This is a genomic window from Streptomyces luteogriseus (assembly GCF_014205055.1).
In the GTDB taxonomy this organism is placed as follows: Bacteria; Actinomycetota; Actinomycetes; order Streptomycetales; family Streptomycetaceae; genus Streptomyces; species Streptomyces luteogriseus.
This window is the reverse complement of the sequence record NZ_JACHMS010000001.1, coordinates 4,892,019-4,904,117: the sequence shown is the minus strand read 5'-3', so window position 1 is coordinate 4,904,117 and position 12,099 is coordinate 4,892,019. Positions and strand designations below refer to the sequence as shown.

The 12,099-nt window shown below is 72.3% G+C and carries 13 protein-coding genes; 7 read left to right on the top strand and 6 right to left on the bottom strand.

All coding sequences use genetic code 11. The annotated features are described in order from the left end of the window. Positions 1-185: 185 nt before the first annotated feature. On the top strand, positions 186-362 hold the full coding sequence (locus BJ965_RS21805; protein WP_184910197.1) for a hypothetical protein: 177 nt from the start codon (positions 186-188) through the stop codon (positions 360-362). A gap of 85 nt (positions 363-447) precedes the next feature. Here the strand turns inward: BJ965_RS21805 and BJ965_RS21800 are convergent, their stop codons facing one another. Together BJ965_RS21800 and BJ965_RS21795 are read right to left on the bottom strand one after the other, a co-directional pair. After that, positions 448-777, bottom strand: coding sequence for a hypothetical protein (locus BJ965_RS21800; RefSeq protein ID WP_376777981.1), 330 nt, complete (start codon positions 775-777; stop codon positions 448-450). A 65-nt stretch (positions 778-842) separates the two neighbouring features. Beyond that, positions 843-1,121, bottom strand: a complete 279-nt coding sequence (locus BJ965_RS21795; RefSeq protein ID WP_184910195.1) for a hypothetical protein — start codon at positions 1,119-1,121, stop codon at positions 843-845. Between the two features lie 118 nt (positions 1,122-1,239). On the opposite strand from BJ965_RS21795, the gene BJ965_RS21790 reads away from it, so the two are divergent. Continuing rightward, on the top strand, positions 1,240-2,166 hold the full coding sequence (locus BJ965_RS21790; protein WP_184910194.1) for an SMP-30/gluconolactonase/LRE family protein: 927 nt from the start codon (positions 1,240-1,242) through the stop codon (positions 2,164-2,166). Here the strand turns inward: BJ965_RS21790 and BJ965_RS21785 are convergent. After that, positions 2,156-3,763 carry a FadD3 family acyl-CoA ligase gene (locus tag BJ965_RS21785; protein ID WP_184910193.1) on the bottom strand — a complete coding sequence of 536 codons (1,608 nt, stop codon included), beginning with the start codon at positions 3,761-3,763 and terminating at the stop codon, positions 2,156-2,158. The two genes, BJ965_RS21790 and BJ965_RS21785, sit on opposite strands and share 11 nt — an antisense overlap. Positions 3,764-3,860: 97 nt before the next feature. On the opposite strand from BJ965_RS21785, the gene BJ965_RS21780 reads away from it, so the two are divergent. The 4 genes from BJ965_RS21780 to BJ965_RS21765 are packed head-to-tail and all read left to right on the top strand — an operon-like array spanning position 3,861 to position 7,215. Continuing rightward, positions 3,861-5,021 carry a lipid-transfer protein gene (locus BJ965_RS21780; protein WP_184910192.1) on the top strand — a complete coding sequence of 387 codons (1,161 nt, stop codon included), beginning with the start codon at positions 3,861-3,863 and terminating at the stop codon, positions 5,019-5,021. A gap of 10 nt (positions 5,022-5,031) precedes the next feature. Continuing rightward, positions 5,032-5,445, top strand: a complete 414-nt coding sequence (locus BJ965_RS21775) for a Zn-ribbon domain-containing OB-fold protein (RefSeq protein ID WP_184910191.1) — start codon at positions 5,032-5,034, stop codon at positions 5,443-5,445. After that, on the top strand, positions 5,442-6,218 hold the full coding sequence (locus tag BJ965_RS21770) for an enoyl-CoA hydratase/isomerase family protein (protein WP_184910190.1): 777 nt from the start codon (positions 5,442-5,444) through the stop codon (positions 6,216-6,218). The genes BJ965_RS21775 and BJ965_RS21770 overlap by 4 nt, the downstream gene beginning before the upstream one ends. A gap of 49 nt (positions 6,219-6,267) precedes the next feature. Continuing rightward, on the top strand, positions 6,268-7,215 hold the full coding sequence (locus BJ965_RS21765) for an alpha/beta fold hydrolase (protein WP_184917418.1): 948 nt from the start codon (positions 6,268-6,270) through the stop codon (positions 7,213-7,215). Between the two features lie 12 nt (positions 7,216-7,227). Here the strand turns inward: BJ965_RS21765 and BJ965_RS21760 are convergent, their stop codons facing one another. From BJ965_RS21760 to BJ965_RS21750, 3 genes are all read right to left on the bottom strand, one after another. Then, positions 7,228-7,854 carry a hypothetical protein gene (locus BJ965_RS21760; protein ID WP_184910189.1) on the bottom strand — a complete coding sequence of 209 codons (627 nt, stop codon included), beginning with the start codon at positions 7,852-7,854 and terminating at the stop codon, positions 7,228-7,230. 170 nt (positions 7,855-8,024) lie between these two features. Continuing rightward, positions 8,025-10,397, bottom strand: a complete 2,373-nt coding sequence (locus BJ965_RS21755) for a serine/threonine-protein kinase (protein WP_184910188.1) — start codon at positions 10,395-10,397, stop codon at positions 8,025-8,027. Between the two features lie 192 nt (positions 10,398-10,589). Further along, the gene (locus BJ965_RS21750) at positions 10,590-11,315 is read right to left on the bottom strand and encodes a VOC family protein (protein ID WP_184910187.1); all 726 of its coding nucleotides are present in this window, start codon (positions 11,313-11,315) and stop codon (positions 10,590-10,592) included. 122 nt (positions 11,316-11,437) lie between these two features. Between BJ965_RS21750 and BJ965_RS21745 the strand changes: the two genes are divergently transcribed. Further along, positions 11,438-12,085, top strand: a complete 648-nt coding sequence (locus BJ965_RS21745; protein ID WP_167345935.1) for a TetR family transcriptional regulator — start codon at positions 11,438-11,440, stop codon at positions 12,083-12,085. Positions 12,086-12,099 lie beyond the last annotated feature (14 nt).

Here is a 12,099-nt window from a genome sequence, read left to right as displayed (position 1 = left end):
TTATCGCCGCACGTCATGATTGACGTAGTCGATCCGTCGCGTCGGGGGGCAGACGGGTCGCTGCACGGGCCTCGCTCTGACGTTCCGGGGTGAGCCCGGGCGGGCCCGCCCGGCCGCACTCGGGGGAGTGACCGGGCGGCCCGCCGACCTCACTGCTTGATTTACGCCAAGGGGAGTTGACGATCATGGGCGACGAGCTCAAGCCGCAGGACCTGCACGCCACGGACGAGCCGCTGGAGACGAAGGACCTGCACGCCACGGACGAGGGCGCCCTCAAGAAGCAGGACCTGCACGCCACGGACGAGCCGCTGGAGACGAAGGACCTGCACGCCACGTCGGAGCCTTTCAAGCCGACGAAGTAAGCCACCGTTACACGGGGTTCGGCCGCGGCGGCGCGGAGGGGGAGCCGTCGCGGCCGAGGTGTGTCCGCGGGCAGGTGCCGTCATGTCACAGCGGAACGACCCGCACGCCCGGCCCGCACAGCTTTCCCATGTCGTCCTCGTCGGACGTGAAGAGCACCGCGCCTGCGGGCTGCCGGCCCGCGATCACGGCCAAGGCCGCGTCGATCGCGTACTTGTGGCCGTGCAGACCCGTTTCCTGGAGCAGGGTGACAGCGGCGTCGGCGACTTCGCGGGTCACGGGTTCCACGACGACACGCGACATCGCCCACGCCCAGGCCGCGCGCCTCACCCGGCCGTGGTATGCCTCGATCAGCGTCATCGAACTGGTCACGACGCGGATCCCAGAGCGGTGCGCGTCCTTGAGCCGCGCGAGCATCACCCGGTCGCCCAGAACGGCCCGGGACAGCGCCTCGCAGTCCAGCACGTAGCAGGACGGCACCACTAGCTCGCCCTCCGGTCCCGCTCGCCGGTCCCCGTGCCCTGCTCGGTGAAGTGGCGCTCGAATTCCCGGCGCTCGGCCTCGGCCGACGCGAGTTCGGCCTCGGTGACGGGGCCGTGCTCGTGCTCCAGCCAGGTCACCAGCTCTCCCAGCCGGTCCTGCTCCCGCTGGCGCTCTATGGCCCGCGTCACATAGGCGCTGAAGCCGCCGGACCCGACCTCCTGCCGGATCTCCTCGGCGAGCTCCTCCGGCAGCGTCACGGTGTACTTCTTCGTTGCCATACCGCTTACCATACCGGCCCTGAGCGCCGTCGGCCCGGCGTGGTGCGCCGCCGGCCGCGGCGCGCGATAGTGGGTTCGCGCAGATCACCCGTCGGCCCACTCATGAAGGCGGCCCCCCATGCCCGGCGAGCAGCCCCATCTCTACGAGACCCTCGACGAGCGGTTCCGGACGGGGCGGTGTCAGGCGGGGGACTCGCGGCTGGAGATCCTCTACGAGGGGTGCCGGTGGGCCGAGGGGCCGGTGTACGTGCCGGCCGGGCGGTATCTCGTGTGGAGCGACATCCCCAACGACCGGCTGCTGCGCTGGGACGAGACCACCGGGTCCGTCGGGGTGTTCCGCTCCCCCGCCGGCTACCCGAACGGCAGCACCCTGGACGCCCAGGGGCGTCTCGTCACCTGCGAGCAGGGCAATCGGCGGGTGACCCGGACCGAGCACGACGGCTCGGTCACCGTGATCGCGGAGCGGTTCCGGGGCAAGCGGCTGAACAGCCCGAACGACGCCGTCGTGCGGTCGGACGGGTCGGTGTGGTTCTCCGACCCCGAGTTCGGGATCGCCACCGACTACGAGGGGCATCGCGCCGAGAGCGAGATCGGCGCCCGGAACGTCTACCGGGTCGACCCCGCGAGCGGCGAGGTGCGGCTGGTCGCCGACGGGTTCGAGGGGCCCAACGGGCTGGTCTTCTCGCCGGACGAGCGGCGGCTGTACGTGTCCGACAGCCTCGCCAATCACATCCGCGTCTTCGACGTGCACGAGGACGGGACCTCGCTCTACGGCGGCGAGGTCTTCACCACGTGCGCGCAGGGCACCTTCGACAACATCCGTTTCGACGACCAGGGTCGGCTCTGGGCCGCCGCCATGGACGGGGGCGTGCACTGCTACGACCCCGACGGCACGCTCCTGGGCCGCATCCTGGTGCCCGGCACCGTCGCCAACGTGCGGTTCGGCGGTGCCCGGCGCAACCGGCTCTTCATCGCCGCCGACACCACCCTGTACTCCCTGATGATGTCGGTCACCGGCACCCCGGCCGTGCCGCTCAGCCGGTGACCTGATCCCGCAGAGCGCCCTTCACGACCTTCCCGCTCGCGTTGCGCGGCAGCTCCGCGACGAACTCCACCGTTCTCGGGACCTTGTAGTTCGCCATCTCCCTGCGGGACCAGGCGATCAGGTCGTCGGCGGTCAGCAGGGCGCCGGGTCGCCGTACGACGTAGGCCCGGCCGACCTCCCCGAGCCGGGCGTCGGGTACGCCGATCACCGCCACGTCCGCCACGTCCGGGTGCAGGCCCAGGAGCTGCTCTATCTCGGCGGGGTAGGCGTTGAAGCCGCCGACGATGAACATGTCCTTGAGGCGGTCGGTGATGCGCAGGTTGCCCGCGGCGTCCAGGACGCCGATGTCGCCGGTACGCAGCCAGCCGTCGGGCGACAGCACCTCGGCGGTGGCCCGCTCGTCCTCGTAGTAGCCGCGCATGACGTTGAAGCCGCGCACCAGGACCTCGCCCGGCAGGCCGGGTTCCAGGGGCCGGCCCTCGGGGTCCACGACCCGTAGTTCAGTGCCGGGGACGGCCCTGCCCGACGTGGACGCGATGACCGTGGGGTCGTCGCCGCGCCGGCACATGGTGACGATGCCGCTCGCCTCGGAGAGGCCGTAGGCCGTGAGGACCGTGCCGACGCCGAGTTCGGTGCGCAGGCGCTCCACCAGGCGCAGGGGCACGACCGCCGCTCCCGTCACGACCAGGCGGAGGGCCGAGAGGTCGTGGGCGTCGCGTGCGGGGTGGTCCAGGAGGGACTGGAGGAGGGTCGGCGGGCCGGGGAGTACGGAGACCCGCTCGGCGGCGATGTTGGCCAGGACCGTGTTCACGCCGAACACCGGCTGGGGGATCATCGTCGCGCCGCGCATGAGGCAGGCGATCACCCCGGCCTTGTAGCCGAAGGTGTGGAAGAAGGGGTTGACGATCAGGTAGCGGTCGCCCCGGGCGAGGCCCGCGAGGCCGCCCCAGATGTCGTAGGCGCGCAGCGTCTGGTCGTGGGTGATGACCGCACCCTTGGGGCGGCCCGTCGTGCCCGAGGTGAAGATGATGTCCGAGGGCCAGGCCCCCCGTACGGCCGCGGACCTGTCGCGTACGTCCGCCGTTCCGACCCCCTCCCCGCCGGCCAGGAAGTCCTTCCAGGTCAGGAAGTCGGCGGGGGCGTCCTCCGAGAGGACGACCGCGTGCTTCAGGGCGGGCAGGCCGGGCAGCGGGCCGGTGCCGGGGCCGTCCCCGGCCGCCCTGCGCAGGGACGCCACGTACGACGTGCCGAGGAACGTGCCCGTCACGAACAGCAGCCGGGCGCCGCTGCGGCGCAGCACGTCCGCCGCCTCGGCGCCCTTGAAGCGGGTGTTCAGCGGCACGAGCACCGCGCCCGCCGACACCGCTCCCAGGGCCGCGACGATCCAGTCGAGGGAGTTCGGGGCCCAGATGCCGACCCGGTCGCCCGGCTCGACACCGGTCGCCATGCAGGCCGCCGCCGCGCGCTCCACGCGTGCGCCGAGTTCCGCGTAGGTGACGCGGGTGCGGCCCTCGACGACCGCCTCGACGTCCGCGTAGCGCTCGGCCGCCGTCCTGACCAGGTCCGGAACGCTTTCCCATGCCGTATCCGCTCGCACAGCACGCCTCCCCACGCCATAGGAGCTGACTACCCGTCAGATTATCTGTAATCTGACGGCCTGTCAGCGACCGTTCGGGCCTGGAGGTGCGCGCAGCATGGCAGCAGGATCGGGAGGCCTCAAGGACGCCACCGCCCTGGTCGGCATAGGCCAGACACCCTTCGCCAAACGGCTCCCGGAGGACGAGCGCACCCTGGCCTGCCGTGCCGTCCTGGCCGCTCTCGACGACGCCGGGATCGCGCCCGGCGAGGTCGACGCCCTCGCCTCCTACACCATGGAGGAGACGGACGAGGTGGAGCTGGCCAAGGCCTGCGGCTTCGGCGACCTCACCTTCTTCAGCAAGGTCGGCTTCGGCGGCGGGGGTTCGTGCGCCACCGTCGCCCATCTCGCCGCCGCCATCACCGCCGGGCAGGCGAGCGTCGGGGTGGCCTGGCGGTCCCGCAAGCGGGGCAGTGGGCCACGGCCCTGGACCAACACGACCGTCCAGCTTCCGACCCCGGCCCAGTGGACCCGCCCGTACGGGCTGCTGAGGCCAGCCGACGAGATCGCGATGCTCACCCGCCGCTACCTGCACGAGTACGGCGCCACCCGCGACCACCTGTTCAACGTCGCCCTCGCCTGCCGCAACCGGGCCAACCAGAACCCCGCCGCGATCATGTACGACCGCCCGCTGACCCGCGAGATGTACATGACCTCCCGCTGGATCAGCGAGCCGCTCTGCCTGTTCGACAACTGCCTGGAGACGGACGGGGCGCTGGCGTGTGTGGTGGTCTCCGCCGAGCGCGCCCGCGACTGCCGGCGCAGGCCCGTCTACGTCCACGCCGCCGCCCAGTCGCTCCCCGCCCAGCACCACGGCATGGTCAACTACTGGAACGACGACCCCCTCTCCGGCCCCGCCTGGAGCGCCGCCCGGCACCTGTGGAAACACTCCGACCTGGCCCCCGAGGACATCGACGTCGCCCAGATCTACGACGCCTTCACGCCCCTGGTCCTGCTCTCCCTGGAGGGCTACGGCTTCTGCGGGCGCGGTGAGGGCGGGGCGTTCACCGAGGGCGGGGCACTGGAGACCGGCGGGCTGCTGCCGCTGAACACCGGCGGCGGCGGGCTGTCCGAGGCCTACGTGCACGGCTTCAACCTCATCAACGAGGGGGTCAGGCAGCTGCGCGGAACCAGTACCGCGCAGGTGCCGGGCGCCGCCGCCTGTCTGGTCACGGCGGGGGAAGGGGTCCCGACCTCCGCCCTGCTGCTGAGGAGTTGAGGAGCCGCTCATGCTGCGTCCCGTCCCCGACACCGACGGCGCCCCCTTCTGGGAGTACGCCGCCCAGGGCGAACTGCGCGTCCAGGCCTGCGCCGCGTGCGGAGAGCTCCGCTTCCCGCCCCGGCCCTGCTGCCCGCACTGCCAGTCCTTCGAGAGCGAGTGGCGTGCGGTGTCCGGCCGGGGCCGGGTCTGGTCGTACGTCGTCGCCCATCCGCCGCTGCTGCCCGACTACGCGGCGCAGGCGCCGTACAACGTGGTCGTCGTCGAGCTGGACGAGGCGCCGCGCATCCGGCTGGTGGGCAACCTGGTCGCCGGGGCCGGGCAGCCGCTCGGCTCCTTCCCGCGGGAGAGTCTGCGCATCGGCGCCCGGGTGCGGGCCGTCTTCCACGACGGCCTTCCCCAGTGGGTTCCGGAGCGGCCATGAGCAGCGTGCTCGTACGCGCCGACCGGGACAGCGGGGTCGCCGTGGTGACGCTGAACCGGCCCGAGCGGCTCAACGCCGTCGACCTCGCCATGGCCGATGAACTCGCCTCCGTCTGGCACGAGTTGCGGTTCGATGACACCGTGCGCGCGATCGTCCTCACCGGGGCCGGTGACCGCGCCTTCTGCACCGGCATCGACCGGAACGCCGTCGTGCCGCAGCCGAACTCGCCGTACGCGCAGGACGATCCCCTGCTCGGCATCGGCCCCAAGGCGAACGACCTGTGGAAACCGGTCGTCGCCGCCGTGCGCGGCATGGCCTGCGGCGGCGCCTTCTACCTGCTCGGCGAGGCCGAGTTCCTCGTCGCGGACACCACCGCCACCTTCTTCGACCCGCACACCACCTACGGCATGGTCAGCGCCTACGAGTCCGTCCTGATGGCGCAGCGCATGCCGTACGGGGAGGTCGCCCGGATGGCGTTGATGGGGACGGCGGAACGGATCTCGGCCCGGCGGGCGTACGAGGTCGGGCTTGTGTCGGAACTCGTGGCGGAGGGCGAGGCCCTGGAGGCGGCGAACTCGTGCGCCGCCGTTCTCGCCGGGTATCCGACCGAGGCCGTGCAGGGGACCGTGCGGGCGCTGTGGGCCGCGAGCGAGGCGGGGCGCTCGCAGGGGGTCGCGCAGGCGCCCCACCTCATCGCACTCGGGAACGCGGCGGGCGAGCGGCAGGCCCGGTTGTATGGGGAGCGGTCGCGGGAGTACCGGTTGCGGGAGTAAAAGTCGTTTCCTCATACATGCGTATGCTCGGGGTGTGGTTGAGCATCGGATGATCGACGTCAATGGCATACAGCTGCACATCGCGGAGCAGGGCGAGGGCCCGCTCGTGGTGCTGCTGCACGGATTCCCGGAGTCCTGGCACTCCTGGCGGCACCAGTTCGGTCCGCTGGCCGAGGCCGGTTTCCAGGTGGTCGCGCCCGACCAGCGCGGATACGGCGGCAGTGACCGCCCCGAGGACGTATCCGCGTACAGCATCCTCCACCTGGTGGGGGACGTGGTCGGGCTGATCCACGCGCTGGGCGAGGAACGGGCGTTCGTCGTCGGGCACGACTGGGGCGCGCCGGTGGCCTGGCACACCGCGCTGCTGCGGCCGGACGTGGTGCGCGGTGTGGCGGGGCTGAGCGTGCCGCCGCCTTTCCGTGGGAGCCGGCCTCCGCTTCAGACCATGCAGGAGCGGTTCCAGGGCCGCTTCTACTGGAACTACTTCAACCGGCCCGGAGTGGCGGAGGCCGAGTTCGCCGACACCCGCACGACCCTGCGCAAGCTGCTGTACTCCGCCTCCGGTGACGCGCCGGGCGCCGGGCGCCCCGAGCAGGCCCTGGTCGACCTGGAGCGCGGCTGGCTCACGGACGCGCCGGACCCCGAGGTGCTGCCCGGCTGGCTCACCGAGGAGGACCTCGACGTGCTGACCGAGAGCTTCGAGCCCGGCTTCACCGGCGCCCTCAACTGGTACCGCAACCTGGACCGCAACTGGGAGCTGACGGCCCCCTGGCAGGGCGCGGTCGTGTCCCCGCCCGCGCTGTACGTGTACGGCGACCGGGACCTGGTCCCGGCCTTCCCGGGGACGCCCGAACTGATCGAGCGGCTGCCGGAGTTGATGCCGGACCTGCGCCGCAAGCCGCTCGTGCTGCCGGGCTGCGGCCACTGGACGCAGCAGGAGCGCCCCGCCGAGGTGAACGAGGCGCTGATCGACTTCCTGACGGAGCTGCGGGGCTGAGCCCCGGTTCCGTCAGTCGTCGACGAGGGCCTGGCGGTCGACCTCGCAGTGGTCGACGGAGTCCACCAGGGCCGCGCCGCCGCCCACCCGGACGTCGACGGTGGCCGTGCCGTTCGCGGGGACGGTGACGTCCCCGTACCGGCTGACGACGGTGATGCCCTGGGCGTCCTCGAAGGTGACCGAGACGGAGAAGTCCGCCTTGCGGCCGTTGGGGTTGCGGACCTCGACGGTCGCGTACGGCCGTGCGGAGGTCGCGCAGCTCACCAGCCGCGCCGTGCCGTCCTCCAGCGCCTTGCGGCTGCCGGATCCGGAGGACGACGTCGGCGTGGAGCCGTAGCCCGGCCTGCGGGTGTAGGAGCTGCCGCCGCCGCTGCCACCGCTGCCGCCGTAGTAGTCATCGTCATCGTCGTCGGAGCCATAGGACCCGCCGCTCGAACCGCTGGAGCCGTACGAGCCGCCGCTCGACGTCGACGACCTCGAACTGTCGTGGTCCTGGCTGGAACTGCTGCACCCGCCGCCGCCTCCGCCGCCGTGACCGTGGCTGCCGCCGCGGCCCCGGCCGGACGAGAAGCCGGTCAGTGCCAGCACCACCAGGACCAGCACCGCTGTGAACCTGAGCCTGCGCCCCCGTGTCTGCATGGCGAAGAGCCTAGTGATCGCCTGTCACGACCATGTCACTGCGTGGCGACCGGTGCGTCCCCGGCGTAGCTTCGTGGGTGGAAGCGGTGAACGGACCGCTTCCCGACAAGCGACGGCCGCCGTCCGGAGCCCCTTCCGGTACGCCGGTACGACGGCCGTCCCGGGGCCGGTCAGGTGGTGCGCGCCGTGCCCGTGCCCTTCTCCGCGTCCAGTGCGTACACACAGCGGTCCTTGCTGCACGCGTACACCACCCCGTCCCGGACGACCGGGGAGCCGGTGATCTCGCCGCCGGTGGCGAGTTTCCAGCGCAGCCGGCCGTCGTCGGCCTTCAGGGTGTAGAGCAGGTGGTCGGTGGAGCCGAAGTGGATCCGGCCCTCGGCCACCGAGGGGGTGCCCACGATGTCGCCGCCCGCCTGGAAGCGCCACTTGGGCGTGCCGGTGACCGCGTCGAGGGTGTAGAGGCCCTTGCCGCTGCCCACGTGGACATGGCCGGCCGCGACCAGCACGGAGTCGACGGAGGAGCGGGACTCGGTGGCGATGCGCCAGCGGTCACGGCCGTCGGTGGCGTCGAGGGCGTAGACCGTGCCGAGGTAGTCGGCGAGGTAGATGCCGCCGCCGGTGACGGCCGGGCCGGGGACGAAGGTGGGCGGGCAGAGGAACACGGCCGGGGCCTCGAAGTGCCACTTCACGTGTCCGGCGGCCACGTCCAGGGCGAGGACGCGGGTGCCGGCGCAGACGTAGACGTAGCCGTCGGTGGCCTGGGTGAGGCGGATCGGCACGCCGCCGCAGGACGCCGCGTCGCCGATCGGGTACGACCAGCGCTCCTCGCCGGTGCGGGCGTCCAGGACACGCAGCCGGGCGTCCTGCCACACATAGACCGTGCCGTCGTGCAGGGCGGGTCCGGCCTCGGGGGACTCGAAGTCGGACTGGCAGCCGGTGATCTCCCAGAGCTTCTGGCCGCCGGAGGCCTCCCAGCCCTGGACGCCGCCGCCGCGGGTGCCGGTGACGACGGTGCCGCGGCCGGCCTGGAGCGAGTAGACCCAGGCGTCCGTCTGCAGCCGCCACAGGTCGGCGCCCTCACGGGCGTCCAGGGCGAACAGGGTGGGCCCGTCGGAGGCGTGGATACGGCCGTCCGCGACCGCCATGGACCAGGCGACGTCCCGGGTCTTGAAGCGGCGGCGGCCGGTGGCGACGTCCAGGGCGTGCACCTCGAAGGAGGTGACGTAGACCAGGTCGTCGGCGACCGAGGGCGTGCCCCAGACGTCGTTGGACATGCGGAAGCGCCAGGGCCGCCAGCCACCGGCCTGCTCCGGGGGCGCGGCCGGGGCCGGAGGGGCGGCGACGGCGGGGCCCACGGCGGGGTCCGTGCCGTTGACACCGGGGCGGGGCTTGGACCAGGAAGCGGCGAGGGCGGCCTCCGGCCGGGGCGCCATGACGGCGGCGGCGCGCACGTCGGCGACGCGCGGGCCCGGGCCGATGGGCACCGGGGCGCCGGCGAGGCGCACCGGGCCGGTGTCGGGGCCACCGGCGGGCGCGGGCACGGGCACGACGGGGTCGTGCGAGGGCGGGGGCGGGACGGGCGCGGGGCCCGGGGCGGGGCGTCCGCCACCGCTGCGGCCCGCGCCGGGGGCGGGCTTGCCGGCCGGGCGGCCGTTGCGGCGGGACTCGATCAGGCTCACGGCCCGCTCGGGCAGCCACGCGGAGGCCGTGCCGCTGTCGTCGGAGCCGGAGCCGAAGAGGTGCGGGGCCAGCTGGGACTGGAGGTCGGCCGGGTTGGGGCGGGCCGTCGCGTCCATCTGCATACAGGACTCGATGAGCGGACGCAGTTCGTCCGGGAGTCCTTCCAGGTCCGGGCCCTCGCGCAGCAGCATGAAGACCGTCTCGACCGGATTGGCGCCGTGGAAGGGCGGGTGTCCGGTGGCGGCGAAGACCAGCATCGAGCCGAGGGAGAAGACGTCGCTGGCGCCGGTGACGCTGCGGGAGTCCTTGGCCTGCTCGGGCGACATGTAGGCGGGGGTACCGACGGCGACGTTCGTCATGGTCAAACGCGTGTTCGACACACCCGACGCGATACCGAAGTCGATCACCCGGGGGCCGTCCTCCACGACGAGGACGTTCGACGGCTTGAGGTCCCGGTGCACCAGACCCGCACCGTGGATGGACTGAAGCGCCTCGGCCACACCCGCCGCCAGCCAGCGCACCGCCTGGGCCGGCATCGGCCCGCAGTCGTTCACTATCTCCTCGAGGGAGGGCGCGGGGACGTACGCGGTGGCCAGCCACGGCACGGCGGCACGCGGGTCGGCGTCCACGACCGCGGCCGTGTAGAAGCCGGAGACGGCGCGTGCCGCCTCCACCTCACGCGTGAAGCGGACCCGGAACAGCTGGTCCTCGGCCAGCTCCGTCCGGACGGTCTTGATCGCCACGCGCCGGCCGGACGCCGAACGCGCGAGATAGACCAGCCCCATGCCGCCGGCACCCAGCCGTCCCAGCACCTCGAACGGCCCGATCCGCCGCGGATCGTGCTGCGTCAGCTGATCCACCACTCTGCCTGCCACCTCCCCGTACGAGCCGCGCCAAGCCACATGTTCCACGCGACCCCGTGCAGCGTCTCACCACCGCACCGCCATGGCGGCACGCACCCTGATTCTTCCTGGCCGGAGCCCCGGTTGCGAACCCGGTGACAATTGGGATGTCTCGGCACAGAAGAGATCAAACGCTGACCAAAGCCTGCCTGGTCAGCGGTGCAGCAGCGCGAAGGACGCCCCCTGATTGTCGGTGACGACGGCGACCTCGCCGTACGACGTCTCGAAAGGCGGAACCTGGACCCGGCCGCCGAGCCGCGTCACGTCCTCCAGCGCGGCCGCCACGTCCTCGACGGCGAAGTGGACGAGGAAGTGGGGCGGCATCTCGGCCGGGTACACGTCGGTCACGGGGGCGCGGCCGAAGTCGGGTGCCGCGTCCGGCCCGAACAGGGCCTCCCGGAAGAGGTCGCCGTAGAAGGCGTTGGCCGCCTCGGTGTCCCGGGCGTACAGCTCGGCCCAGGCGAAGGTGCCCGGCTCGTGCCGTTTGCCGAACCCGGGGTGCTCCTCCGGCTGCCACAGGGCGAAGACGGCGCCCTCGGGGTCGGTGACGAGCGCGGTGACGCCCAGTTCCCCGGCCGGCACCGGCGCCGAGACGATCTGCCCGCCCGCGTCCCGGATGCGCCGGGCCAGGGCCGGGGCGTCCGGGGTCGCGAAGTACACCGTCCAGACGGTGGGCAGCCGTCCGTCCACCTTGCGGACGAGGGCGGCCACCGGTTCGCCGTCCTTCAGCGCCTCGGTGAAGGAGCCGAACCACTCGTCCTCGAAGGTCCACCCGAAAAGTTCACCGTAGAACCGCTTGCCCGCCTCGACGTCACGAAGCTGCGCGTCCACCCAGCAGGGGACGCCCTCTCCGTACACCGATGCCCTGTTTTCGGCCATGCCGACAACGTAACCGCGACTGCCGCACCCCGCAGACCAGGCACACCAGCCCCGGCACCCTCCCGCACCCCATTTGCAGTCGGCCGAATCGCGCCCCGATCACGCCTCGGTAAGCTGACGGCATGACAGGACAAGTGCGTACCGTCGACGGCCGCGTGGCCGGCCGACGTGGGCAGGCGACCCGGCAGAAGCTGCTCGACTGCCTCAGCGAGATGCTCAGCTCCTCCCCGTACCGCGACGTCAAAGTCATCGATGTCGCCCGGAAAGCGGGCACTTCACCCGCGACCTTCTACCAGTACTTCCCGGACGTCGAGGGCGCCGTCCTGGAGATCGCCGAGCAAATGGCCACCGAGGGCGCCGCGTTGACGGAGCTCCTGGAGGGCCGCTCCTGGGCCGGCAAGGCCGGCTGGCAGACGGCGCAGGAGCTCGTCGACGGCTTCCTGGAGTTCTGGCGCAAGAACGACGCGATCCTCCGGGTCGTCGATCTCGGCGCCGCCGAGGGCGACAAGCGCTTCTACAAACTCCGGATGAAGATCCTCAACTCGGTGAACAACTCCCTGGCGGACGCCGTCGCCGAGCTCCAGGCCAAGGGCAGGGTCGACAAGGACGTGAACCCGGCGGCCGTCGCCGGCTCGCTGGTCGCGATGCTCGCGGCTGTCGCCTCCCACCAGAAGGGCTTCTCCTCCTGGGGCGTGAAGCAGGCCGAACTGAAGCCGAACCTCGCCCTGTTGGTGCACCTGGGCGTCACCGGCCGGAAGCCGACGAAGTAGCGCGGCGCACCAGC